Annotated in this window: 20 protein-coding genes; 11 read left to right on the plus strand and 9 right to left on the minus strand. The window is 72.4% G+C overall.

What is annotated here, in order from left to right:
* Positions 1 to 103 precede the first annotated feature (103 nt).
* The 5 genes from gap to EV562_RS31290 all read left to right on the plus strand — a co-directional run bounded on the left by gap (position 104) and on the right by EV562_RS31290 (position 5388).
* The gene (gene gap, locus EV562_RS31270) at positions 104 to 1102 is read left to right on the plus strand and encodes a type I glyceraldehyde-3-phosphate dehydrogenase (protein ID WP_133890225.1); all 999 of its coding nucleotides are present in this window, start codon (positions 104 to 106) and stop codon (positions 1100 to 1102) included.
* A 49-nt stretch (positions 1103 to 1151) separates the two neighbouring features.
* On the plus strand, positions 1152 to 1649 hold the full coding sequence (locus EV562_RS31275) for a peptidylprolyl isomerase (RefSeq protein ID WP_133890226.1): 498 nt from the start codon (positions 1152 to 1154) through the stop codon (positions 1647 to 1649).
* A 150-nt stretch (positions 1650 to 1799) separates the two neighbouring features.
* Positions 1800 to 3278 carry a glutamate-cysteine ligase family protein gene (locus tag EV562_RS31280; protein ID WP_133890227.1) on the plus strand — a complete coding sequence of 493 codons (1479 nt, stop codon included), beginning with the start codon at positions 1800 to 1802 and terminating at the stop codon, positions 3276 to 3278.
* Positions 3279 to 3308: 30 nt separating this feature from the next.
* Complete coding sequence (locus EV562_RS31285; protein ID WP_133890228.1) at positions 3309 to 4142, plus strand: class II glutamine amidotransferase; 834 nt, start codon at positions 3309 to 3311, stop codon at positions 4140 to 4142.
* Between the two features lie 307 nt (positions 4143 to 4449).
* Positions 4450 to 5388 (plus strand): TauD/TfdA family dioxygenase, encoded by a 939-nt coding sequence (locus tag EV562_RS31290; protein ID WP_133890229.1) that lies wholly within the window; start codon positions 4450 to 4452, stop codon positions 5386 to 5388.
* A gap of 53 nt (positions 5389 to 5441) precedes the next feature.
* Here the strand turns inward: EV562_RS31290 and EV562_RS31295 are convergent, their stop codons facing one another.
* From EV562_RS31295 to EV562_RS31310, 4 genes are all read right to left on the minus strand, one after another.
* Positions 5442 to 7262, minus strand: coding sequence for a sugar-binding domain-containing protein (locus EV562_RS31295; RefSeq protein WP_133890230.1), 1821 nt, complete (start codon positions 7260 to 7262; stop codon positions 5442 to 5444).
* Between the two features lie 82 nt (positions 7263 to 7344).
* On the minus strand, positions 7345 to 8244 hold the full coding sequence (locus tag EV562_RS31300) for a carbohydrate ABC transporter permease (protein WP_133890231.1): 900 nt from the start codon (positions 8242 to 8244) through the stop codon (positions 7345 to 7347).
* Between the two features lie 2 nt (positions 8245 to 8246).
* On the minus strand, positions 8247 to 9188 hold the full coding sequence (locus EV562_RS31305) for a sugar ABC transporter permease (protein WP_166662085.1): 942 nt from the start codon (positions 9186 to 9188) through the stop codon (positions 8247 to 8249).
* Between the two features lie 21 nt (positions 9189 to 9209).
* Positions 9210 to 10583 carry an extracellular solute-binding protein gene (locus tag EV562_RS31310; protein ID WP_166662086.1) on the minus strand — a complete coding sequence of 458 codons (1374 nt, stop codon included), beginning with the start codon at positions 10581 to 10583 and terminating at the stop codon, positions 9210 to 9212.
* Positions 10584 to 10737: 154 nt separating this feature from the next.
* Here EV562_RS31310 and EV562_RS31315 point away from each other — a divergent pair, with 154 nt between their 5' ends.
* From EV562_RS31315 to EV562_RS31335, 5 genes are all read left to right on the plus strand, one after another.
* Positions 10738 to 11781, plus strand: coding sequence for a LacI family DNA-binding transcriptional regulator (locus tag EV562_RS31315; RefSeq protein WP_133890234.1), 1044 nt, complete (start codon positions 10738 to 10740; stop codon positions 11779 to 11781).
* Between the two features lie 244 nt (positions 11782 to 12025).
* Positions 12026 to 13513 carry an NCS1 family nucleobase:cation symporter-1 gene (locus EV562_RS31320; RefSeq protein ID WP_133890235.1) on the plus strand — a complete coding sequence of 496 codons (1488 nt, stop codon included), beginning with the start codon at positions 12026 to 12028 and terminating at the stop codon, positions 13511 to 13513.
* A 111-nt stretch (positions 13514 to 13624) separates the two neighbouring features.
* On the plus strand, positions 13625 to 14350 hold the full coding sequence (locus tag EV562_RS31325) for an aspartate/glutamate racemase family protein (RefSeq protein WP_133890236.1): 726 nt from the start codon (positions 13625 to 13627) through the stop codon (positions 14348 to 14350).
* Positions 14351 to 14476: 126 nt separating this feature from the next.
* Positions 14477 to 15127, plus strand: a complete 651-nt coding sequence (locus tag EV562_RS31330) for a GntR family transcriptional regulator (RefSeq protein ID WP_133890237.1) — start codon at positions 14477 to 14479, stop codon at positions 15125 to 15127.
* A gap of 243 nt (positions 15128 to 15370) precedes the next feature.
* Entirely contained in the window at positions 15371 to 15808 is a 438-nt protein-coding gene (locus EV562_RS31335; RefSeq protein ID WP_133890238.1) for a hypothetical protein, read from the plus strand.
* An 80-nt stretch (positions 15809 to 15888) separates the two neighbouring features.
* Here the strand turns inward: EV562_RS31335 and EV562_RS31340 are convergent, their stop codons facing one another.
* Complete coding sequence (locus EV562_RS31340) at positions 15889 to 17712, minus strand: RICIN domain-containing protein (RefSeq protein WP_133890239.1); 1824 nt, start codon at positions 17710 to 17712, stop codon at positions 15889 to 15891.
* Positions 17713 to 17783: 71 nt separating this feature from the next.
* On the minus strand, positions 17784 to 19613 hold the full coding sequence (locus tag EV562_RS31345) for a beta-galactosidase (protein ID WP_243860280.1): 1830 nt from the start codon (positions 19611 to 19613) through the stop codon (positions 17784 to 17786).
* A 204-nt stretch (positions 19614 to 19817) separates the two neighbouring features.
* Between EV562_RS31345 and EV562_RS31350 the strand changes: the two genes are divergently transcribed.
* Positions 19818 to 20861 (plus strand): LacI family DNA-binding transcriptional regulator, encoded by a 1044-nt coding sequence (locus tag EV562_RS31350; protein ID WP_133890240.1) that lies wholly within the window; start codon positions 19818 to 19820, stop codon positions 20859 to 20861.
* Here EV562_RS31350 and EV562_RS31355 read toward each other — a convergent pair.
* The 3 genes from EV562_RS31355 to EV562_RS31365 are packed head-to-tail and all read right to left on the minus strand — an operon-like array spanning position 20851 to position 25180.
* A complete protein-coding gene (locus EV562_RS31355) occupies positions 20851 to 22812 on the minus strand; it encodes a glycogen debranching N-terminal domain-containing protein (RefSeq protein ID WP_133890241.1) in 1962 nt (653 codons plus the stop codon). The two genes, EV562_RS31350 and EV562_RS31355, sit on opposite strands and share 11 nt — an antisense overlap.
* Complete coding sequence (locus tag EV562_RS31360) at positions 22809 to 24383, minus strand: hypothetical protein (protein ID WP_243860281.1); 1575 nt, start codon at positions 24381 to 24383, stop codon at positions 22809 to 22811. Before EV562_RS31360 ends, EV562_RS31355 begins: the two co-directional genes overlap by 4 nt.
* Positions 24380 to 25180 carry a sugar phosphate isomerase/epimerase family protein gene (locus EV562_RS31365; protein WP_133890242.1) on the minus strand — a complete coding sequence of 267 codons (801 nt, stop codon included), beginning with the start codon at positions 25178 to 25180 and terminating at the stop codon, positions 24380 to 24382. Before EV562_RS31365 ends, EV562_RS31360 begins: the two co-directional genes overlap by 4 nt.
* Positions 25181 to 25199 lie beyond the last annotated feature (19 nt).

The raw sequence follows: 25199 nt of genomic DNA on the forward strand, positions 1-25199 counted from the left end.
TGATCCTTGCGAACCGTGGCACCCACGCCGCTGCCGCCCGCGTCCGGTGCGCGGGAGTGTGGGTGGTGAAGGACCTGGTGGAGAACGAAGGGACACACCACTCATGACTCGCATCGGCATCAACGGTTTCGGCCGCATCGGGCGCAACGTGCTGCGTGCGCTGCTGGAGCGCGACACGAAGCTCGAGGTCGTCGCCGTCAACGACCTCACGGAGCCCGCCACCCTGGCCCGCCTGCTCGCCTTCGACTCGACGGCGGGCCGGCTCGGCCGCCCGGTGACCGTCGACGGCGACACGCTGGTCGTCGACGGCCACCGCATCAAGGTGCTCGCCGAGCGCGAGCCGGCCCGGCTGCCCTGGGCCGAGCTGGGCGTCGACCTCGTGCTGGAGTCGACCGGCCGCTTCACCTCCGCCGACGCCGCCCGCGCCCACCTCACCGCGGGCGCCCGCAAGGTCCTGGTCAGCGCCCCGTCCAGCGGCGCCGACGTGACGCTCGCGTACGGCGTGAACACGGACGCCTACGACCCGGCGGCGCACACGATCGTCTCCAACGCGTCCTGCACCACCAACGCCCTCGCGCCGCTCGCCGCGGTCCTCGACGAGCTGGCCGGCATCGAGCACGGCTTCATGACGACGGTGCACGCCTACACGCAGGAGCAGAACCTCCAGGACGGGCCGCACCGCGACGCGCGCCGCGCCCGCGCCGCCGGGGTGAACATCGTGCCGACCACGACGGGCGCCGCCAAGGCGATCGGCCTGGTGCTGCCGGGCCTAGACGGCAAGCTGTCGGGCGACTCGATCCGCGTGCCGGTCCCGGTGGGCTCGATCGTCGAGCTGAACACCACGGTCGCCCGCGACGTGACGCGCGAGGACGTCCTGGCCGCCTACCGTGCCGCCGCCGAAGGACCGCTCGCCGGGGTGCTGGAGTACTCGGAGGACCCGCTGGTCTCCTCCGACATCACGGGCAACCCGGCCTCCTCGATCTTCGACTCGGCGCTGACCCGCGTGGACGGCCGGCACGTCAAGGTGGTGGCCTGGTACGACAACGAGTGGGGTTTCTCGAACCGCGTGATCGACACCCTCGGGCTGCTCGCCACACGCTGAACGGGCAGCCGGTTCGGCATCACCGGGGGTCACAGGTCACAATGGTGCGATGAGCAATTCCAAGGTTTACTTCGACATCGACATCGACGGCCAGGATGCGGGCCGCATCGTCTTCGAGCTGTTCGAGGACGTCACCCCCAAGACCGCCAAGAACTTCATCGAGCTGGCCACCGGCGAGCACGGCTTCGGCTACGCGGGTTCCCCGTTCCACCGCGTGATCCCGCAGTTCATGCTCCAGGGCGGTGACTTCACCGCGGGCAACGGCACCGGCGGCAAGAGCATCTACGGCGAGAAGTTCGCGGACGAGAACTTCCAGCTGAAGCACGGCGAGCCGTACCTGCTCTCCATGGCGAACGCGGGTCCGAACACCAACGGCTCGCAGTTCTTCATCACCACGGTCCCCACGCCCTGGCTGGACGGCAAGCACGTCGTCTTCGGCAAGGTCGTCGAGGGCACGGACGTGGTCGACAAGATCGAGGGCTACGGCTCCTCTCCGGCGGGCAAGACCTCCAAGAAGATCTCGGTGCGCGCGTCCGGCAAGCTGTAGGGCCTGATCGGCCCTTCCGGGGCCGAACCGACGGGGGCCCGGCGCACACGGTGCGCCGGGCCCCCGTTCGCGTCCCGTCTGGTGGGGTCCGCGCAGTGGTGCGACGCTGGGGTGGAGGAGCGTCCGAGGAAGGCAACCCCGGGAGGACCGATGGGACGGGACGTCCCGGCGCTGGTCTTCACCCGCGAGGACCGCCGCCGGTACCGGATCAAGATGCAGGAGTGTCTCGACGCCTTCGCGCAGATGCTGCGCGAGTCACGGTTCGAGACCGAGCGGCCCCAGGTCGGCCTGGAGATCGAGCTGAACCTGGTCGACGACCGGGGCGAGCCGGCGATGCGCAACAGCGACGCGCTCGAAGCGATCGCGGACCCCGCCTGGTCCACCGAGCTGGGCCGGTTCAACCTGGAGATCAACATCCCGCCCCGGCAGCTGACGGCGGGCGGTCCGGACGCCTGGGAGACCGAGATCCGCGCCGCCCTGAACCACGCCGAGGACCGGGCCTCCTCGGTAGGCGCCCATCTGATCATGGTCGGCACCCTGCCCACGCTGCGCCAGTCCGACGTGGGCGAGGCGGCCCTGTCGGAGAACCCGCGCTACCGGCTGCTCAACGACCAGGTGTTCGCGGCCCGGGGCGAGGACCTGCACATCGAGGTGGACGGCGTCGACCGCCTGCGGACCTACGCGGACACCATCACGCCGGAAGCGGCCTGCACCAGCACGCAGTTCCACCTCCAGGTCGCCCCGGAGGACTTCCCCGCCTACTGGAACGCCGCCCAGGCCATCGCCGGAGTCCAGGTCGCCCTCGCGGCCAACTCGCCCTTCCTGCTCGGCAAGGAGCTGTGGCACGAGAGCCGCATCCCGCTGTTCGAGCAGGCCACCGACACCCGGCCGCAGGAGATCAAGGCGCAGGGTGTCAGGCCCCGGGTGTGGTTCGGGGAGCGCTGGATCAACAGCGTCTTCGACCTGTTCGAGGAGAACCTCCGCTACTTCCCGGCGCTGCTGCCCCTGTGCGACGACCAGGATCCCGCGGAGACCCTCGACCGCGGCGACATCCCCGAACTGGGCGAGCTCACCCTCCACAACGGCACCATCTACCGCTGGAACCGGCCCGTCTACGCCGTGGCCCACGACAAGCCGCACGTCCGGGTGGAGAACCGGGTCCTGCCCGCGGGCCCGACGGTCGCCGACACGCTCGCCAACGGCGCCTTCTACTACGGGCTCACCCGGGCCCTGGTGGAGGAGGAGCGGCCGGTGTGGTCGCGGATGTCGTTCTCGGTCGCCGAGGACAATCTGCACACCGCCGCCCGGCACGGCATCGAGGCGCACCTCTACTGGCCCGGAGCGGGCGAGGTGACCGTCCCCGAGCTGGTCCTGCGCCGGCTGCTGCCGCTGGCGCACCGTGGTCTGGAGCTGTCGGGCATGGACTCCGCCTGGCGGGAGCCGCTGCTCGGCATCATCGAGCAGCGCTGCGTCACCGGGCGCAACGGGGCGGTCTGGCAGAAGGAGATGTTCCACCACCTCGACGCCACCGCCCGGCCCGGCCGCCACGAGGCACTGCGCCGGATGACCCGGCAGTACATGGACTACATGCATCTCAACGCCCCGGTGCACACCTGGCCGGTCGACTGACGTTCCGGGAATCAGGGAGGCGACGGAGCGATGTGCCGATGGCTCGCCTACTCGGGGACGCCCGTCCTCCTGGAGACCCTGCTCTACCAGCCGGAGCACTCCCTCATCGACCAGAGCCTGCACGCCCGCATGGGAGTGGAGACGACGAACGGGGACGGGTTCGGCGTCGGCTGGTTCGGGCCGGAGATGACGACGCCCGCGATCGTCCGGGAGATCGGTCCGGCCTGGAGCAACCGCAACCTGCGGGAGATCGCGAGCCACGTTCGCTCCCCCCTGTTCTTCGCGCACATCCGCGCCTCGACGGGCAGCGCGGTGCAGCAGACCAACTGCCATCCGTTCCGCCACGGCCGCTGGATGTGGATGCACAACGGCGCGATCGCCGACTTCCACCGGCTGCGCCGGGACCTCGCCCTGGCCGTCGATCCGCAGCTCTACCTCGACATCGAAGGGTCGACGGACTCCGAGATGATGTTCTACCTGGCGCTCACCCTCGGCCTGGAGGAGGACCCGCCCGCCGCCGTGGCCCGGATGGCGGGCCTGGTGGAGGAGATCGGGCACGAGCACGGCGTGGAGTTCCCGCTGCAGATGACGGTCGCGGTGACCGACGGCCGGCGCCTGTGGGCCTTCCGCTACTCCAGCCAGGGCCGGTCGCGGTCGCTCTACTACAGCAGCCGGGTGGAGAGTCTGCGCGCACTGCACCCCGGGCTGCCCTTCCTCAAGGAGGCGTCCGACAACAGCCGGCTGATCGTGTCGGAGCCCCTGGGCGACCTGCCCGGCGTGTGGAACAAGGTGCCCGAGAGCAGCTACGGGGTCGTCCAGCCGGAGGGCGACGACCTGCGGCCCTTCGTCCCCCGCCACCCGTGACCCCGTTGACACGGACGGGAGAAGATCACACAATCGTTGGCATGACCACATACCGGTTCGGCACCATCGCGGAGTGTCCCCGCGTGCCCGAGCGCACCGGATGTGAGCGTTCCGGCCTCTGACGGCCGCCTTCGCACCGACCGTCCGGCGCCTGCCGCGCCGTGGCCCGTCGGCTTCTTCTCCGGCCCACGTCCCGGAGCACCCGTAGCAGTTCTTCCAGCACCTCTTTCCTCGGCCCCCGGGCGGTGACGATCCGCGCCGCCCCGGCCGGATCCCACGCGTACCGCCGTTCAAGGGGAGGACTCCCATGACCGTTACCGCCGCCGGCCCGACCACCGTCCTGCGCGAAGCACGCGTTCCGGACGGCGGACTCCACGAGGGCCCGCGCGTCCTGCGCCGCCTGCCGGAGGGGTGGGAGGACCGGCCCTACACCCGCTTCGAGGTCGTCCCGCAGGCGCGCACGATCGGTGCCGAGGTGCGCGGTGTCGACCTCGCCCGTCCGCTGTCGCCCGCGCTGCGCGAGGAGTTGAACCGCGCGCTGCTGGAGTGGAAGGTGCTGTTCTTCCGCGGTGCGCACCTCACCTCCGACCAGCAGCGGCAGTTCGCCGGTCACTGGGGCGCGCTGGAGACCAACCCGCTGCTCGCCGCCGGTTCCCGCGACGACGTCGTCCGGTTCGACAAGGGCGCCGGGGCCGCGCCGACGTACGAGAACGTCTGGCACACCGACGTGACCTTCCGCGAGCGGCCCGCGCTCGGCGCGGTGCTCCAGCTGCGCGAGGTGCCGCCGTTCGGCGGGGACACGATGTGGGCGGACATGGCGGCGGCGTACGACAACCTGCCGCGGGAGGTGAAGGAGCGCGTCGACGGGGCCCGCGCGGTCCACGACTTCATCCCGGGTTTCGCGCGTTTCTACGGTCCCGACCGGCTGCTTCCGTACCAGGACCTGTTCCCGCCGGTGGAACACCCCGTGGTGCGCACGCACCCGGAGACCGGGCGGCGCATGCTGTTCGTCAACACGTCCTTCACCACGCACGTCACCGGCATGGACCGGGACGAGAGCGACCGGCTGCTGCGGTTTCTGTTCCAGCAGGCGCACGTGCCCGAGTACCAGGTGCGCTGGCGCTGGCAGCCGGGGGACGTCGCCTTCTGGGACAACCGGGCCACGCAGCACTACGCGGTGGGCGACTACGGGACCGGGCGGCGGGTCGCCGAGCGGGTCGCCATCGAGGGGGACCGCCCGTTCTGACGCCGGACACCCGGGGGCCGCGGGCGCAGAGACGCCCGCGGCCCCCGGGCCGGTCAGTCCTCGGGCTGCTCGATGGCCGCGGGGCGCAGCTGGGCGGCGCGGACGCGGGCCACGTCGAGCTTCTCGCCGCGGTCGAAGCGGTAGATGCCGTTCTGCTCCTGGAAGACGTCGGTCAGCTGGGTGTAGCAGTAGCCGAACATGTTCCGGTCCTCCAGCAGTACTTCGGTGAGGCCGCTGAAGCGCTCGTGGAACTCGTCCTCGTCCCGGACGCGTTCCCCGTAGCCCCAGGAGACGGTGCGGTCCTCGCCCGACTGGGCGGCGGCCGCCTCGGGGTCCCACCAGATGCCGCCGAACTCGCTGACGAAGTACGGCTGGCCCCGGTAGGGCACTGAGTAGGGGGTGCCGTTCTCGTGGGTGTTGACGAAGGGCGCGTCCTTGGCGAGGCCGGACATCAACTGCCGGAAGGCGGCGGGGTCCTGCTCGTAGTGGTGGGAGTCGTAGACGTCGGTCTCGGCGACCCGGTGGGCGTAGCCGGAGGCGTCGACGACCGGGCGGGTGGTGTCCATGGCCTTGGTGGCCAGGAACATCGCGCGGGTGACGTCGTCGAGCCGGGTGAGGCGGTCGTGCAGCTTCTGGTAGGTCTCGTTGAGCGGGCACCAGCCGATGATCGAGGGGTGCGAGTAGTCGCGTTCGAGTGCCTCCAGCCACTGTGCGACGTAGGAGGCGTCGGGCCTCTGGTTGTCGCCCGAGGAGCCGCCGGTCTCGCAGCCCCAGTCGCCGAACTCGCCCCAGACCAGGTAGCCGAGGCGGTCGGCGTGGTGCAGGAAGCGCTCCTCGAAGACCTTCTGGTGCAGCCGGGCCCCGTTGAAGCCGGCCGCCATGGCCAGCTCGATGTCCCTGACCAGGGCCTCGTCGCTCGGGGCGGTCATCAGGCCGTCCGGGTACCAGCCCTGGTCGAGGACGAGGCGCTGGAAGACGGGGCGGCCGTTGAGCAGGACGGCCTTGCCCCGCAGTCCCACGGCGCGCAGCCCGGCGTAGCTCTCCGCGGCGTCGACGACCCGCCCGGCGGCGTCGAGGAGTTCGATGCGCAGGTCGTACAGGTGGGGATCGTCCGGTCCCCACTCGCGCCGCCGGTCGTCCGGCACCGGCAGGTGCAGGCGCGGGGCGAGGTCCAGGTCGGCGCGCGCCTCGGCGCGGCTCACCTCGCCCTCGGCGTCGCCGAGCACGGCGCGTACCCGGAACCCCGGGCGGTTGCCGGACAGGGGCAGTTCGAGGTGGAAGGCGGAGCCGGCCAGGTCGGGGGTGATACGGGGGCGGCGCAGATGCGTCTCGGGGACGGGCTCCAGCCAGACGGTCTGCCAGATGCCGGTCACCCGGGTGTAGTTGCAGTCGTGGTTGGCGTACTCGACGGCCTGCTTGCCGCGCGCCTGCGGGCCGGACTTGGGGTCGCGGGCCCGCACGGTGATCACGACCTCCTCCCCCGCCCCGGCGATGTCGCCGAGGTCCGCGGTGAAGGGGGTGAATCCACCGCGGTGCCGGGCCACCTCCCTGCCGTCGGCCCACACGGTGGTGTCGTGGTCGACGGCGCCGAAGTGCAGCAGTACCCGGCGGCCGGCCCAGGCGGCCGGGAGGGTGACGGCCCGCCGGTACCAGACGGCCTCCAGGAAGTCGGTGTCGCCGATGCCGGACAGCTCGGACTCGGGCGGGAAGGGGACGAGGATCTCCTCCCGCAGCTCGCGGTCGAGCAGCCCGCGTTCGAGGCCGCTGTCCCCCCGGTCGGTCTCGAACTGCCAGGCGCCGTTCAGGTTGAGCCAGTCGCGGCGCACGAACTGCGGTCGCGGGTACTCCGGGCGCGGTACGGAGTGAGTGGGCACACATGCTCCAGTCGTTCGGTGGGCCGGGCGCGCGGGCGCCGGGCCCGTGGGTACAGCTCTGCGGGCGTTGTGGTTCGGGGGTTCAGGAGCCGCCGAGGCCGGTGGTGGCGACGGAGTCGACGATGCGGCGCTGGAAGAGGAGGAAGACCGCGATCAGCGGCAGCGCGGCCAGCAGGGCGGAGGCCATGGACTGCGCGTACTGGATGCCGTAGGCGTCCTTCACGGTGGCCAGGCCCACCGGGAGGGTCATCAGGTCGGGGTCGTTGGTGACGATGAAGGGCCACATGAAGTTGTTCCAGGCGCCGATGAAGACGAAGATCGCCACCGCGGCCACGATGGGGCGTGAGAGCGGCAGGACGACCGACCGGAAGACCCGGAACTCGGAGGCGCCGTCGATGCGGGCCGCCTCCTCCAGCTCCTTGGGGATGCCGTCGAAGAACCGCTTGAGGATGTACACCATCATCGGCGCGACGACCTGCGGCAGGATCACGGCCGCGTAGGTGTCGACCAGGTGGAACAGGGTCATCTGGTCGAACAGCGGCACGACGAGCAGTTGCGGCGGGACCATGATGGCGGCCACGGTGACGCCGAGGAGCATCCGGCGGCCGCGGAAGGTGCCGCGCGAGAAGCCGTACGCGGCGAGGGTGGAGACCGCGACGGTGATCAGGGTGACCAGGGCGGAGATCAGGAAGCTGTTGAAGGCCCAGACGGTGACGTTGCCGCGTTCCAGTATCTGCTGGTAGGCGTCCAGGGTGAAGGCGCCCTTGAACGGGGACAGCCCGGTGGTGTTGACGTCCTCCTCGCTCTGCACGGAGGTGATGACCGCCCACACGAACGGCAGCAGCCAGACGACGGCGAGGACGGCCAGCGCGGTCGTGGCCAGCACGCGGGGCAGCCGTCCGTGGCCCAGGAGCAGGGGCGAACCGGCCGCCTCGCGGGGTGGACGCCGCCGGGGGCGGAGGGTGGTGGCGGTTGCTGACACGGTCAGACCTCCCGGCGGAAGAGGCGGAGCTGCACGAGCGAGACGACGACGATCAGGGCGAAGAAGAGGTACGAGACGGCGGAGGCGTAGCCGAGGCGGTAACCGGTGAAGCCGACGTCGTAGACGTACTCGAGGACGGGCCGGGTGGAGCCGTTCGGGCCGCCCTTGGTGAGGATGTAGATCTGGTCGAAGACCTTGAGGGAGGCGAGGACCTGGAGCATGGCCACCAGACCCGTGGTCCTGCGCAGTTGGGGCAGGGTGATGGACCGCAGGCGGCGCCAGGCGCCGGCCCCGTCGAGTGCCGCCGCCTCGTCGAAGGTCGCCGGCAGGGACTGGAGCGCGGCGAGGTAGAGCAGGAAGTTGAAGCCGACCGTCCACCAGACGGTGAGGGCGGCGACGGACCACATGGCGACGGACTCGTCGGACAGCCATCCGACCGGTTCCATGCCGAGGGTGTCCAGGAGCTGGTTGGCCATGCCCAGCTCCGGCTGGTAGAGCCAGGTCCAGATCAAGGTGACGACGGTCACGGGAAGCAGGTAGGGGGCGAAGAAGGACAGGCGCCACACCCACTGTCCGGCGAGTCCGCTGTGCACCAGCAGGGCCATCGCGAGCGCGACCAGGACCAGCGGGACGCTGGAGACGACGGTGAAGAAGACGGTGTTGCCGAGGCTGCTCCACACGTCGGGGTCGCCGAAGGCCTCGGTGTAGTTGTCGAAGCCGACGAAGTCCGTGTCGCGCAGGGCGAGCGAGCTGTCGGTGAAGCTCATCCAGAGCCCCTGGACGATCGGCCACACCATGAAGAGGCCGAACACGAGCAGGAACGGCAGGACGAACACGAGCCCGTTGCCGGAGCGCAGGCGGGCGAGGGCGGTGCGGCGGCCGGCCGGGGGGACTGCGGGCGAGCCGGTCCGTTCCTCGGCGCCGAGGGGTGCGGTGGTGGTCACGTCGGTCACTCCTTTCGCTGGTCAGGCCACCGGGTTGGGCTGCCGCAGCAGCGTGTCCGCCTCGCGGACCATCTGCCGCACCGCCTTCTCGGGGGTGGTGTTGCCGAGCAGCGCCGACTGGAGCGGCTGGCACATGCGGTTCTGGAAGTTCGAACCGGCTCCGGCGAACCAGTTGGGCGGGTCGAGCACCGCCACCTTCGCGGCGTCCGCGTAGGAGGACTGAGGGTCGAGCGCCGCGTACTCCGGCTCGGCGAGGACGGGCTGGTACGCGGGGATGTGTCCGGCGCTCGCCCAGGTGAGGCTCTGCTTGAGGATCTGCGCGACGTACCGGTGGGCCTCGCGGCGCCGGGCCGGGTCGGGGTCGTCCTGGTGCGGGAGGACGAAGCTGTGGCTGTCGGTGTAGACGGCCGGCTTGTCGAAGACCTGCGGGAACGGCGCGGCGCCCAGGTCGACGCCGGACTTCTTCAGCGTCGGCAGTTCCCACTCGCCGAGCATCGCCATGCCGCCGCGGCCGTTGGTGAAGGCGGCGATCGCGCCGTTGTAGTCCAGGTTGTTCGGGTTGGTCCTCCCGTCGAAGAGCTGCGTCATGAGGGTCACGACCCGTACGGCGGCGTCGACGTCGATCTTCGGGGGGCCGCCGTCCGGCAGGTCGAAGGCGGCGCCGGTCTGGGCGTAGAGACCGGCGAACAGGCGCCAGTTCTGCGCCGTGTCGGTGACGTGGCCGAACAGGATGCCCGCCTCCCCCGTCGCCTCGGCGAGAGCCCTGCCCGCCTCCAGCAGCGCCTCGGGCGATCCCATCGGGGCCAGTTCGCCCGAGGGGTCGAGCAGTCCGGCCTTCTCCGCGGCCTTCTTGTCGTAGAACACGATGAAGGGGTGGACGTCCAGCGGGATCGCGTAGACGGTGCCCTCGTGCTGGGTGCGCGACCAGACGGCGGGGGTGAAGTCCCTGCACGTGACGCCGAACTCGGCCAGCAGGTCCAGGTCGAAGGCGTCCACCAGGCCGCCGGGCGCGTAGCCCGCCAGCCGGGACAGGTGCATGGCGGCCACGTCGGAGGCCCGGCCGCCGGCCGCGGACATGGCGAGCTTGGTGTAGTACGAGGGTCCCCAGTCGAGGATCGTCCGGTCGACGTCGAAACCCTTGGCTCCCCCGGCCCCCTTCGACACGGCCTCGATCATGTCGTCCATGAGCATGCCGTCGCCGCCCTGGAACAGGTCCCAGACGCTCAGCGAGGACGCCCCCGACGCCGAGGCGGGTGAGGCGCAGCCGGACAGCGGGCCCGCGGCGAGCAGGGCTCCCGCGCCGGCCACGGCGTGGCGCAGCAACCGGCGGCGACTGGGGCGGCGGACCGGATCGGTCACGGCCGGCACCCCCTGGGCAGGCAGACGGGAACTCATCGCGGACCTTTCGACGGCCGGAGCTCATGCGGTGGCTAGTTTTTACATCGATGTACATTGGCTGTAAAGAGCTGAGGGGAAGGAGACCTGCACCGAGACCCTCCCCGCACCGGGACATAGACTCGGGCGGCGCGGAAGAGGCAGGGAGGTCTCGGTGGCACGGCCCAGGATCAAGGACGTCGCACGTCATGCGGGCGTTTCGGAGAAGACGGTCTCCAATGTCATCAACGACTACGCCCACGTCTCCGACCGGACCCGGCGGGTGGTGCGCGAGGCCATCGAACACCTCGGCTACCGCGTCAACCTGGCCGGCCGTCACCTGCGCAAGGGCCGTACCGGCATCATCGCGCTCGTCGTCCCGGAACTGGACATACCGTACTTCGCGGAGTTGGCCCGGCATGTGATCCGGGAGGCCGAGGAGAGGTCCCTGACGGTCCTGATCCACCAGTCCGGGGCGGACCGCGACCACGAGCTGGCGGCGCTGGCCGGGTTCGGGTCCACCTTCGTGGACGGCATCATCCTCAGTCCGCTCGCCCTGACCGCCGACGACCTGCGGGACCGCACGGGGTTCCCGCCCACGGTGCTGCTCGGCGAGCTGCTGGAGGAGGGCGCCGATCATGTGGCCATCGACAACGAGCGTGCCGCCCGCGAGGCCACCCGGCATCTGATCGGCCTCGGACGCCGCAGCATCCTGGCCGTCGGCGGGCTCGACGACTCGGGGCTGGGGACGGCGCAGGCCCGCACCCGGGGCTATCGGGCCGCCCTGGCGGAGGCGGGCATCGCCTACGATCCTGCCATGCTGCTGCCGGTCGGCTCCTTCCGGATGCCGGACGGTGCGCGGGCCGTGTCACGTGCACTGCGGGAGGGCCCGCGGCCCGACGCGCTGCTCTGCCTCAACGACCAGCTGGCGCTGGGGGCGTTGCGGGCCTTGCACGAGCACGGCGTCTCGGTGCCCGAGGACGTCGCGGTCATCGGCTTCGACGACGTGGAGGGCGGACGGTTCAGCGTCCCGACGCTGAGCACGGTGGCTCCCGACAAGGCGGCTGTGGCCAAGGTCGCGGTAGAGCTGCTCCAGCACCGCATCGAGGAGGCGGCGGCACCGGACGGCGCCGGGTCACGGGCCCAGGCGCCCCAGGACCTCGTCGTGGACCACCGGCTCGTCCTGCGGGAGAGCACGGAGAGGCGCGCGCGGGGCTGACGAGCCGCCGGCCGGCCGGAGAGCGACACACGGGGCCCGGCGCACGGCATCTCCACATCGTCTCAATGGCAGGTGGCCGCAGCGGACACCACCCTCAGAGCTGTCGGTCGACCCCAAAAATGGTATTCCATTTGCCGTAGACCCCTTGACGGTGCGGTTTGGCGAAAACTACGTTCAGTTCACCGGAAAGCCGCTTCCGCTTTGTGAAAGCCTCCAACCCCGCACCTGATCCCAGGAGTCCCGTATGACTGCCCTGGAAGACCGCCGCTCGTCCGCGGAGACCAGCGACACGGCCACCAGCTCCGGCCTCTACACGTACGACCTCGCCCCGACGAAGCGGGAAGGGCGCCGCTGGGGCGCCTACAACGTCTTCACGCTCTGGGCCAACGACGTGCACAGCCTGGGCAATTACGCCTTCGCCATCGGGCTGTTCGCCCTCGGACTGAACGTGTGGGGCATCCTCGCGGCCTTCGCGCTCGCCTCGGTCCTGCTCTTCCTCCTGCTCACGCTGTCCGGATTCATGGGCCACAAGACGGGCGTTCCGTTCCCCGTCATGAGCCGCATCGCGTTCGGCATCAGGGGGGCGAAGATTCCGGCCGCCGTACGCGGCGCCGTGGCCATCGCCTGGTTTGGTATCCAGACCTATCTGGCGTCCGCCGTGCTGAGTGCCCTCCTGGTGGCCATGTTCCCCTCCCTGGCCTCCCTGGACACCGACTCCCTGCTCGGCCAGTCGACGCTCGGCTGGATCACCTTCCTGGCGCTGTGGGCCCTCCAGGTGCTCATCGTCAGCTACGGGATGCAGATGATCCGCCGGTACATGGCCTTCGCCGCGCCCACCACGCTGCTGACGATGTGCGCGCTCGCGGTGTGGATGTTCGTGCGGGCCGACGGCTCGGTCTCCGTGTCCGTCGGCGATCCCCTCACCGGCGGCGCCATGTGGCTCCAGGTGCTCCAGGCCGCCGCCCTGTGGGTGGTGATCTACGGGACGTTCGTCCTCAACTTCTGCGACTTCACCCGGTCCGCGCGCAGCCGCGGCTCGATCGTCCGCGGCAACGTGATCGGCATCCCGGTGAACATGCTCTTCTTCGCCGTCATCGTGGCGGTCCTCAGCGGAGCCCAGTTCACCCTCGACGGGCACGTGATCACCAGCCCGACGGACATCGTCAGGACCATCCCCAACATGTTCCTGCTGGCCGTCGCCTCGCTGTGCCTGATCGCCCTCACGGTGGCGGTGAACCTGCTGGCCAACTTCGTCGCGCCGATCTACGCCCTGGTCAACCTGTTCCCGCACCGGCTCGACTTCCGCCGCGCGGGTCTGGTGAGCGCGGCCCTGGGCCTGGTGATCACGCCCTGGAACCTCTACAACAGCCCGGTCGTCGTGAACTACTTCCTCGGCGGGCTCGGCGCGCTGCTCGGTCCCCTCTTCGGTGTGATCATGGCGGACTACTGGCTGCTGCGGAAGGCCCGCGTGAACGTGCCGGCCCTCTACACCGAGGACGCGGGCGCCGAGTACCACTACCGCCGCGGCTACAACCCGCGGGCCGTCGCCGCCTTCGTCCCGAGCGCCGCGATCGCCGTCGTCGTCGCCCTGGTCCCCTTCTTCCACGCGGCGGCCGGCTTCTCCTGGTTCGTCGGCGCGATCCTCGCCGCAGCGCTGTACGCGGTCGTCGCCGACCGTGCGACGCCGATCCGCGACGTGGACGGCGAGGCCATCGCCGTCGCTGCGGAATAGTCCCGCGCCCGCTCGTCCCCGGGCCGTCGCTTGCGCACCGCTCCGTCCCGCACCGCCCTGTCCCCGCCCGTCGCGGGGGCACCCGTCCGAACAGAAGGCCCAGGCCCACCCATGCGTATCCTCGTGGTCAACGTCAACACCACGCAGTCCATCACCGACGCGATCGGCAAGCAGGCGGCGGGCGCGGCCTCGCCCGGCACCGAGATCGTGCCGCTGACACCGGCGTTCGGCGCGGAGTCCGTCGAGGGCAACTACGAGAGTTACCTCGCCGCCGTCGCCGTGATGGAGGCGGTGCGCGCCCACCCGGAGCCGTTCGACGCGGTGATCCAGGCCGGCTACGGCGAACACGGGCGGGAGGGGCTGCAGGAGTTGCTCGACGTGCCCGTCGTCGACATCACCGAGGCCGCGGCGAGCACCGCGCAGTACCTGGGCCGCCGCTACTCCGTCGTCACCACCCTCGACCGTACGGTCCCGCTCATCGAGGAGCGGCTGGAGGTGGCCGGACTGAGCGCCAGGTGCGCGTCCGTCCGGGCCAGCGGCCTCGCCGTACTGGAACTGGAGCAGGACGAACAGGCCGCCGTGGACGCCATCACGGAGCAGGCCGCCCGCGCGGTCGAGGACGACCGGGCCGAGGTGATCTGCCTGGGCTGCGGAGGCATGGCCGGTCTCGCCGAACGCGTGGTGGAGCGGACCGGTGTCCCCGTGGTCGACGGCGTCTCGGCCGCCGTGACGGTGGCCGAGTCCCTGGTCCGGCTGGGTCTGTCCACGTCCAAGGTGCGCACCTACGCGCGCCCGCGCCCCAAGCGCATCGTCAACTGGCCGCCGCAGGCTGGCTGACCCGCCCCCGCCGCCGTCCCGCCCGGACCGTCCCCGGACGCCGGGGTATTCTGACGGGCCGCCCGACCGCCGCCCCGCACGGCGCGGTCGGCGGGCCGGGAACGGGAAGACAGACGAAGGACTGCGATGGCTGCGTCAGAGGGCTTCACGCCCGAGTCCGAGCGGGTCACGCGGCGGTTGCGCGACGAGATCATCGACGGTGTGCGTGCCCCCGGCAGCCGCCTGGTCGAACGGGACCTGGCCGAGTCCCTCGGGGTGAGCCGGCTCCCCGTGCGCGAGGCCCTCAAGGCCCTGGTGTCGGAAGGACTGGTGACCCCGCGGCCACGGAGCTGGGCGGTGGTGCGGGAGTTCACCACGAGCGACATCGCCGACCTGGACGAGGTCCGCTCGGGTCTGGAGACCCTGGGCTTCCGGCTCGCCGCCCAACGGCACACGCGGGAGGGGCTGGAGCGGCTGCGCGCCACGGTGGACGCCGAACTCGACGCGGCCCGCGCCGACGACGCGGTACGGGCCCGCCGGGCGGCCGCCGACTTCCACGAGACCGTCGTCTCCCTGGCCGCCAACGAGCTGCTGAACGAGCTGGAGCGGGTCCTGCGCAGCCGGCTGCGCTGGCTCCTGGGCCAGCACGACGACCTGATGGCCGTCGCCCTGGAACACGACGCCCTGTACCGGGCCATCGCGGCCCGCGACGTGGACCGCGTCCAGGAGCTGGTCCTGCACCACCTGTCGACCAGCCGCAGCGCGGCCCTGGGCCACCTGGCGCAGGAGGGGCGATAGGGGGGCCGTTCGGATCAGGCCGGCTCCGGGCGACGGTGCCTCGTCGCCTGCCGCGGCCGCGGCAGGATGCGAGCGACACCCCCTGGACCCGGAGCCGCGCCTTCCGGGTGGCCGCGCGGCGCTGCTCCCGGGCGGTCGCGAGAGATTTTCCGCCGGACGTGACGGGAAAGCGACGTAGGTCGGCGAACCCGGGGCATACGGAGGACCCGAGGCCCTCTCCCCGCCGACCCACGGGAGTTCCCTGTGACGCCGAGCCTGCGCACCGCCCGTGCGTGCCGTGCCGCCGCCGTGCTCCTTCTGGCCGCCGCCGTGTACGCGGGCGCACACCACCCGTGGCTGGCCCTGCCCGGCCTGTACGCCGCCGCCGTGTTCGCCTGGTGCGCCGCCCGTGAGAGCGCCATCCACCGGCGGCGGGTGGTCCTGGCGCGGCGGGCCGAGCTGCTGGCCCGCCCGCTCCTGCGGGAGCCGCTCGGGGCCGCTCCCGGGCCGTGCTGCGCGTTCTGGCGGTGCTCCTACGGCGCCGACCACGGCCCGGAGTGCACCCGTTCCCCCGGCCGTCTCCCCCTCCACGACGACTGCTGCGAGCGGTGGTGGACCTCTCTGGGCGCACGGCACGACGCGGACTGCCGTCGTCGCGCCGGCGCCCCGGACCGGGGCCGCGCCCACCCGGCCTCGCAGTAGGGGCGTGGGCGGGCGCGGACCCGGTCGGCCCGACCGGTGGCCGGGTCCCTTGCTCGGCAGCCGGATCCGGCCCGGTCGCGTCAGTCCGCCGTCCCGGTCGGGGTGAGGGTCAGGGTCTGCTCGTCGGGGCCGCGTGAACCGCCGACCCGGTTGCCGGTGGTGTCGGTCCAGGAGCGGGTCGGTGTGGTCTCGACGCGCCGGCGGGGGTCGGCGGAGATGCCGATCACCAGGCCGCTGTAGCGGTTGACCAGGCGGTACGTGCCGGTGGCGGTGCCGTCGGCGGACGCACCCGGGATGACGAACCACTGCTGCCCGACGGAGGGGCCGTCGCTGCCGGACGCGGTGACGGTGGGCCGGGTGCCCCAGGCCCGGCCGGCCGTGGCCGAGGAGTCGACGCCGAGCAGCCGGCCGGTCGCGGCGTTGGCGATGCGGTAGGAGCCGTCGCCGTTCCCGGTGAAGACCCAGTCGGACGGTGCCGCGCCGTTCGGCCTGCGTACCGAGGTGGTGGCGGAACCGTGGCGCGAGGCCTGGGCGAGCGACCGGCCGTCGGCTCCGGTGATGCGGTAGGTCCTGTCCTCGTCGACCGGAGCGGCGGGCTCGGTCGTGTCGATCGTGAGGTCGACGTACTCGCTCGAAGCGCCCCCCGAGCACCCGAAGGAGCAGTAGGAGCGGAACCGCTTCCCGACGATGCCCGAGCCGGTCTTGTTGACGCCGTCCAGGAACCACCGGTACCAGGAGGCGTTGGTGTGCTCGCCCGTGTCGCCGATCGGGAACCACTTCTGGGTGGCGAGGTCGTCGGTGGCGTAGAAGCGCTGCGGGGCGTCGCCGCTCTGGTCGACCGCCTGGGGCTCGCCCACGTACAGCCCGAGGTGGGCGTTGTACGTGATGTCCATGACGAACAGGGGCGAGGTGGCGGGCATCTCCCCGGCGGCGACCTGTTCGCTCACCGTGCCGGGGGTGGCCGGGTCGTACTCGTCCTGCACGGGGGTGTAGCCGGTGCCGCCGGACGGACCGACCGGCACGATGTTGCTCTCGCGTCCGCCGGCACCGGGCTCGGACCAGGCTCCGTCGTACCACTTCTGCCAGGAGCCGGGGGCCATCTTCGCGGACATCGGGGAGCGGGCCACGTGGGCGTGGAACGCCTTCCAGCTGCCGCCCTTCTCCACGATCCGCGAGCCGTAGTAGACGTAGAAGTAGCCGGAGGCGGTGTCCACGAACAGGCGCGGGTCGCCGTCGCCGTAGTGGAAGGTCTGCTCGGGGAACGTCCCGGTGTCACCGCGTTCGGTGCTGTACGGCGACGTGATGACGTGGTCCCTGATCGTCCAGGTGCGGCCCCGGTCGTGCGAGACCGCGTAGTCGATCCCGTCGAAGTGCAGGCCGTCGCCGAAGGGTTGCGGGGTGAACTCGTTGTGCACCAGGCCGTACCAGTCTCCGGTGTCGGGGTCGACCCACACACCGGCCAGGTCGCAGTAGTTCTTCTGCGCGTAGCCCGACCCGGCGGGCGGGAAGGTGGACTCCTTGCCGGTCGGACTGCTGTTGCAGCGCCACGTGGTGTCGTCGTTGCGGTCCCTGGGCTCGTCCGGGTCGGCGGCGTCACTGACGGCGGACCGTTCGGCGGTGTCGAAGTCGGTGCCGGAGTAGAAGCTCCAGGCGCGGCTGTCGTCGGCGCCGTACAGCGCGTGGGCCTGCTGGTAGTAGAAGGTGCCGTCCTTGTCGATGTACGGGGCGGCCGGCGTGTCGTCCGGGCGGCTCCAGGGCCCCTTCGCGCCGACGGTGACGGTGTAGGCGGCGCCGGGTTCGGGGTCCGACGCCGACGCGGGCGGCGCGCCGAGGGACCCGCCGCCCGCGAGGGCGAGTGCCGTGGCGACGGCCACGAGGGCGAGTCTGCTTGCGGGAGCGGTCAACCGTGGCACAGGTACTCCTCAACTCGTGCTGCTGCCAGTGGGGTGGTACGCGGTGGGGCCGTGCGGACCGGTCAGTCGAAGGTCTCGACGTACTCCTCGGTGGGGCCGAGGTCCGGCCGGTCCACGAGTGCGAGGTGCTCGCCGAACCGTTCGAGCTCCAGGACGGTGAGCGTGTTGGGGCCGGGGCGCAGGAAGGGGCCGGGCAGGTACAGGGTGGTCTGGGGGCCCACCTCCCAGTAGCGCCCGAGCAGGGCGTCGTTGACCCAGACGAAGCCCTTGGCGAAGCCCGGCAGGGCGAGGAAGGTGTCGGCGGGTCCGGTGAGGTCCAGGGACGCGGTGGCGAAGCCGGCGGTGCCGCCCGCGGGGGTGGCCGAGACGGCGCGGGCGAGGTCGCGGGGCGACCACTCGTCCAGCGGGAGCCGGTGCATGGTCCAGCCGTGCACGAGCCGCCGCTCCACCCGCACCCCGCCGAGGATGCCCTTGCCCTGGCCCAGCAGCGGCCCGTAGTTGATCCTCCCCTGGTTCTCCACCAGCAGTTCCAGCCTGGTCCGCGTCCCCTTCCCGGTCAGGGAGAACGAGGAGGTCTCGCGGTCCAGCACGGCGACGGGCAGCCCGTCGGCGAACACCTGGGCCCGGTCGTGCAGGCCGGTCACGGTCACCTCGTGCTCGCCGCGGGGCAGCAGCGGCCGGGCCGTGTAGAGCACCAGGCCGGCCGACTGGCCGAGTTCCTCGAAGCTGAGCTGCGCGGGGGCGTGCACCGGCTCGGCCGTGGCGCGCAGCGCCGGTACGAGTTCCCCCCGCCGTGTCACCGGCAGGGTCCGGGGCGGCAGCAGGGGCGGATCGGCGGGCAGCGGCCGTCGTGGCGCGCTCCCGTCCCCGACCGCGGCGAACGTCTCCCGCAGCGCGTGGAACTTCGGGGTGAGCGCGCCGTGTTCGGCCACCGGGGCGTCGGAGTCGTAGCTGGTGACGGTCGGCAGGTAGCTGCCGCCCTCGTGGTTGGCCCCGGCCCACAGGCCGAAGTTGGTGCCGCCGTGCGCCATGTAGAGGCTGACCGAACCACCCGTGTCGAGAATGCCGCCCACGTCCCGGGCGGCGCTGCCGGACGACCGGACGTGGTGCTTCTCGCCCCAGTGGTCGAACCAGCCGTTCCAGAACTCCGCGCAGAGGAAGGGCTCCTCGGGCCGGCGCGAGCGCAGCAGCGCCGCGGCCTCGTCGGGCCGGGAGCCGAGGGTCGCGGTCGCCAGCTCGCCGGGCAGGGTGCCGCCGTCCTGCATCAGCGGGGTGGGTCCGTCCGCGGTGTAGAGGAGTTCGGTGACACCACGGTCCACCAAGGCGTCCCGTACCCAGCGCACATAGGCGCGGTCGTCGCCGTAACTGCCGTACTCGTTCTCGATCTGCACGGCCACCACCGGGCCGCCGTGCACGGCCTGGAGGGCCGCGATCCGCGGGACGAGCACGTCGAACCAGCGGCCGACCGCGTCCAGGTACGGCCGGTGGCTGGTGCGCGGCCGCATGCCGGGGACGCCGGTGAGCCAGGCCGGCAGTCCGCCGTTGTCCCACTCGGCGCAGATGTAGGGTCCGGGCCGCAGCATGAGGTCGAGGCCGGTGCGCTGGGCCAGCCCGGCGAAGCGCGCGAGGTCGCGCCAGCCGTCGAAACGGGCCTCACCGGGGCGCCGCTCGTGGAAGTTCCACGGGACGTAGGTGTCCACGGTGTTGAGCCCGAGAGCCGCCACCCGTTCGAGGCGGTCGGCCCACTGGTCGGGGTGGACGCGGAAGTAGTGCAGCGAGCCGGACAGGACGCGGTGCGCACGTCCGGCCCGCAGCAGCGTCCCACCGGAGTACGTCAGGGTGGCCGCGGCACGTACGGCGCCGGTCGCGGACGGGATGCTGGGGAGGGTCACTGGGGACTCCGGTGCTCGTGCCCGTACCGGGCGCCCGCTTGTTATCGATCTCTCGGCGGAGTCCGGTGCTGCCGGGGTCGACTATGGCAGACGATGTTATCGATGCCAACAGCTTGGCACGGAGAAGCCCGCACGGCCTCGGCGTCACGGGCGATCGCCGATGTCAGCGATATCATCGCGGGGAGGTCGTCGAGGAAGGCGCGTATGGCGAAGCAGGGCGGCGGGCAACGCCCGCCGGGGATGACGGACGTGGCCCGGGCCGCCGGGGTGTCCGCGCAGACGGTGTCGCGGGTGCTCTCCGGGCATCCGAACGTGCGGGAGGAGACCCGGGCCGAGGTGCTGGCCGCGGTGGCCCGGCTCGGCTACCGGCGCAACAACGCGGCGCGCATGCTGTCCTCCGGGCGCAGTCGCACCATCGGCGTGGTGACGCTGCGGACCACCTTCTACTCCCGTGCCGCCCTGATGTCGGGCATCGAAGGCGCCGCGCAGAGCGTCGGGTACGCGGTGAGCACCGCCACCACCTCCTCGCTCGACACCTTCGCCATCGAGTCCGCCCTGTCCCGGCTCACCGACCAGGGGGTCGAGGGGATCATCCTGTCGGTGCCGCTGATCAACGGCAGCACCGGGCTGGAGGAACTCACCCGTGCCACGCCGACCCTCACCATCGACGGCTCCCGCACCGACGCCACCGAGGTCGTGGCGGTGGACCAGTCGCTGACGGCCACGTTGGCCACCCGGCACCTGCTGGACCTGGGGCACGAGACCGTCTGGCACCTGGCGGGCCCGGCCGAGTGGCTGGAGGCCGCCAGCAGGCGCGACGGCTGGCGTACGACGCTGGAGGCGGCGGGACGGACGGTGCCGCCGCCCCTGGAGGGCGACTGGTCGCCCGCGTCCGGCTACCGTGCCGGACTCGTCCTGGGCCGGATCCCGGACGTGACCGCGGTGTTCGTGGCGAGCGACGAGATGGCCTTCGGCGTGGTGCGGGCGCTGCGGGAACTGGGGCGGCGGGTGCCCGAGGACGTCTCCGTGGTCGGTGTCGACGACATCGAACTGGCCGAGTACTGCGCTCCGCCGCTGACCACGGTCGCCCAGCCGTTCGCGCAGATGGGCGAACTCGCCGTGTCCCACCTGCTGCGCTACATCGCGGCCCCGGAGACGGTGCCGGAGCCGGCGTCGGTGGAGCCCCGCCTCGTCGTCCGCGCGAGCACCGCCGCCGCGGCGGCGGGCCCGCGGGCGGTCAGGGACTGAGCGGCCGGGGGCCCAGAGCGGTCCGCAGGGCCAGCGGGGTGGCGGCGGCCCAGGCCTGCGGCGAACAGGAGTGGGGATAGGGCACCGGGGCGGCGGTGGCCGAGCGGTCGTAGCCGGCGAGGACCTCGGGAAGCCGGTGGCCGTGGTGGGCCGCCGCCGCGACGAGTCCCTCGGCGACGGCGCGCACCTCTCGGGTGAGGCCGTACCTGGCCAGGCCCAGGACGATGACCGCGTTGTCGTGCGGCCAGGCGCTGCCCCGGTGGTACGACAGCGGGTGGTAGGGCCGCTGGCCCGCGGCGAGGGTCCGGATCGCCCAGCCGGAGAAGAAGTCCGGCTCCAGCAGACGCCGGCCCACCCGGCGGGCGCGCTCGTCGTCCAGGATGCCCGACCACAGCAGGTGCCCGGCGTCCGACGCGAGCGCGTCCGCCTGGCGGCCGGCGCCGTCCAGCGCGAGGGCGGGGAAGTCCGCCCGCGGCATCCAGAAGTCGGCCGCGAAGCGGTCCCGCAGCCGGGCGGCGCTCTCGCGCAGCCGTCGCGCGTACCCCGCGTCCCGCCAGACGCCGTCGGCGAGTTCGGCCGTGCGCAGGAGAGCGTCGTAGGCGTAGCCCTGCGCCTCGCAGACCGCGACCGGCCCCTCGGCCTGGGTTCCGTCGCGGAAGCAGACGGCGCCCGCGGAGTCCTTCCAGTTCTGGTTGACCAGCCCGCCCGGGTCGGGCTCGTAGACGAGGTAACCGTGCTCGTCCAGGCCGCCGTCGGTGAACATCCAGTCGACGGCGCGACGGGCGTGCCGCTCAAGCCGTTCGGCGACGGACCGGTCGCCGGTGGCCTCGTGGTGGGCGTGCAGCAGGACGAGGAAGAGCGGCGTGGCGTCGACGGCACCGTAGTAGCGGCCGTAGGGGACCTGCCGGAAGTGGGCGAGTTCGCCGTGCCGGGTCTCGTGCACGATGCGTCCCGGCTGCTCGCCGCTGAAGGGGTCGTGGCGCCGGCCCTGGGTCGCGGCGAGCGCGCTGAGCACGGCGGCCGCCGTCGCGGGCCGGTAGGGCAGCAGGAAGAAGGAGGTCAGCAGGGAGTCGCGGCCGAACAGGGTGAGGAACCACGGGATGCCGGCGGCCGGGACCCGTACGTCCTCACCGTCGACGCCGGGCACCGGGACGGTCAGCAGGTCGATGTCGGCGAGCCCGCGTTCGCAGGTGCGGGTCAGGTCGTCCGTCGCGGCCCCGGCCCGTGGCGCAGCCCCTGCGGCGGTGCGGCCGGCCCACGCGGCGGAGGGCACGGTGCAGGACGCGGCGCCGGGCCCGGGCCGGCCGTGCGGGTGGGCCCGGACGGTCAGGTGCAGGTCGGCGCGGCCGTGCGCGTCGAGCGGGAGGTGCCAGGTCAACGTCCGCGCGGTGGCACCGGGTTCCCCCGGTACGGGCGCCGAACTGTCCGGGGCCGGGCGGCAGACGATCTCCGTCCGGGCGTGCCAGTCGGCCCGCCGGTAGTCGAGGACCAGCCCGTCGGCGGTCTCCTGGGCCGTGTACCGCGCGCCGGGCTTGGCGTAGTGGCGGTCGTCGGCGCGCAGTTCGAAGAGGTCGGCGAAGTCGGCGTCGACGGTGAGGTCGAGCCGGGCGGTCACGGCGTCCGGGCGGTTGCTGACCACGCCGAGGTGCTCGGTGAGGGTGCCCGCGGCGACGCTCTGGCGGCGGAAGACGGTGTAGGCGGGCGGCTGGTCGCGGGTGCCCTCGGGGGTGAGCACACAGGCGGCCGTGTCGTCGTTCTCCTGGGTGGCGGGCATCAGCGCGGTGGGGGCGGTGCCGTCGACGGTCAGCCGCCAGCGGCTGAGGTGCCGGGCGTCCTGACGGAACAGCCCGTCGGGCGCCGAGCCGCGGACGCCGCTGATCCCGCCGTCGGCGGCGAGCCGGACGAAGGTGGCGTCGCGCACCAGTTGGACGCGGGAATCGGCCGCGGTCATGGCAGGGGCTCCGTCGTGTCGTGGTCCGTGGGTCGTCGGCCGGCCGGGGCGCGGTCCGTACGATCGCGGTCCGCGCGGTCGCGGTCCGCGCGGTCGCGGTCCGCGCGGTCGCGGTCCGCCCGGTGGTGGCCGCTCGGGTCGTGCGCCGACCGGTCGTCGCCGGTCGGATCGTCGCCGGCCGGGTCGTGTGCCGCCCCGTCGTCGCCGGCCAGGTCGTGGTCGTCGGGGTCGGCGGTCAGCAGGTCGAGCGCCAGGGCGGCGGTCCAGGAGAAGTGCCGGGTGCCGCAGGCCGCACCGGTGGAGGGGTCGACGTACTCGGCGAAGCCGGAGCGTCCGGCCTCGGCGAGGAGGCCGCTGCGCAGCCGCGCGGCGTCCGGCCCGAGGCCGTGGGTGCGCAGTCCCCGCTCGATCAGCCAGGCGGTGTTGAACCAGGCGGGCCCGCGCCAGTACCGGGTGGGGTGGAAGGCGTGGCCGGTCAGGTCGTAGCTCGGGACCAGCGCCGTGGCGGGGGCGCTGAAGCGCGGGCCGGTGAGTGTGGCGTGCAGGCGCCGGACGACGTCCCGCGGCAGGCCGGGGACGACGAGCGGGATCAGCCCGCTGACGCTCCCTTCCTCGACCAGGGTGCCGGCGTGCAGGTCGCGCACGCGGAACAGGCCGGCCTCCGGGGCCCACAGCCGGCGCACCAGCGCCCGGGTCAGACCGGCGGCCCGCTCCGTGTGCCGGCGCGCGGGCAGGCCCAGTTCGCGGGACATGGCCGCGAGGGCCAGTTCGCTCACGATCAGCAGCGCGTTGAAGGCGGGGTCCTCCACGGCGAAGCGGTGCCGCACGAGACGGTCGTCGTATCCGGCGTCCCGGTACTCGGTGGCCAGCCGCACGTAGCGGCCGTAGTCGAGGTCGGTGGGCCGGTCGGCGGGGTGACCGTGGTCGAGGTCGGCGCGCCGGAAGGTGCCGGACGGGCTGGGTTCGACCCGCCGCAGGGCCCGGTCCCAGCCGGGACTGTTGTCCATGCCGGGTTCCCACGGGTGGACGACGGCCGCGAGGCCCCCGCCGCCGAGGTCGCGGCGGTCGAGCAGGTAGTCGTGCCAGGCGGCGAGCCTCGGCCGGACGCGGGCGAGGAAGCCGCGGCGCCGTGACTCGGCCGGGTCGGCCAGGTGGACGAGCCAGGCGGCCAGGGCGTGCACGGGCGGCTGGACGATGCCGGAGGTCTCGGTGGACGGGGGTGCGCCGGCGTCCCGGCCCGCCGAGGAGGACTGCCAGAAGTCGGGGCTCGGGAAGTAGGCGCCGTGCGGCAGGTCGGGGTTGAAGACGATGTGGGGCACGCGCCCGTCGGCCCACTGCGCGGCCAGCAGCGACTCCAGTTCCCGCTGGGCGCGGCGCACCGAGAGGTGGCGCAGTCCGATGGCGACGAAGGCGGAGTCCCAGCTCCACTGGTGCGGGTAGAGGGTGCGCGAAGGGACGGTGGAGGCGCCGGTCCAGTTGTCGAGCAGGACCCGCGCCGCACCGCGCCGCAGGGTCAGGTCCGCGGGCGCGGTGGGCGCGGGCCGGTCCAGGAGGTCCAGGGGGGTGCTCACGCGCCCGACCTCTTGAGGAAGGCGGGTACGGAACGCACGGCCTGGACGGGGTCGCCGGTCAGCCGGCATTCGAGGGCGAGGTGGCCGTCGTAGCCGACGGTGTGCAGGGCGCCGAGCCAGGCCGGCCAGTCGAGGTGTCCGGCGCCCGGCTGGAAGCGGTTGGAGTCGGAGACCTGGGCGTGGCCGATGACGTCGGCGTGGGCGACGATCGCGGCCGCCGGGTCGGTCTCCTCGATGTTCATGTGGTAGCTGTCGATGCCGATGCGCACGGAGTCCAGGCCGACGGCGCGGATCAGGTCGGCGGCCTGGTCGAGGCGGTTGACCATGTGGTCCTCGTAGCGGTTGAGCGGCTCGAGGAAGAGCGTGACGCCCTCGCTGCGGGCGTGCTCGCCGAGTTCGGTGAGTCCGGCGAGGAGCACCTCGCGGTCCTCCTCCTCGGTGCGCGGCGGCTCGAAGGGCGGCAGACGGCGGGAGAACATGCCGTACGAGGCGGGGGTCTGGGCGCCCACGCCGCCGATCTCGGCGATGACGGTGAGCTGGGACTTCATCTGGGCGACGGCGTCGCGGCGCAGGTCCTCGTCGAAGGCGCCGAGGAAGTGCAGCATGTCGACGCAGACGGTCGGCATGACCACACCGTCCCGGCGGGCCTGCCGCAGTTCCTCGCGGCGGGAGGCGAAGTGGAAGTCGCCCTTGCCGCGCAGTTCGACGGCGTCGTAGCCGGCCTGGAGGGCGAAGTCCCACTTGGCCTGCAGGGTGTCTCCCGGCAGCAGTTGTTCCTGGACAGCGGTCTTGAGCATGGGGTGCCTCGGCCTTTCG

The organism is Streptomyces sp. BK208, from assembly GCF_004364245.1.
Taxonomy (GTDB): Bacteria; Actinomycetota; Actinomycetes; order Streptomycetales; family Streptomycetaceae; genus Streptomyces.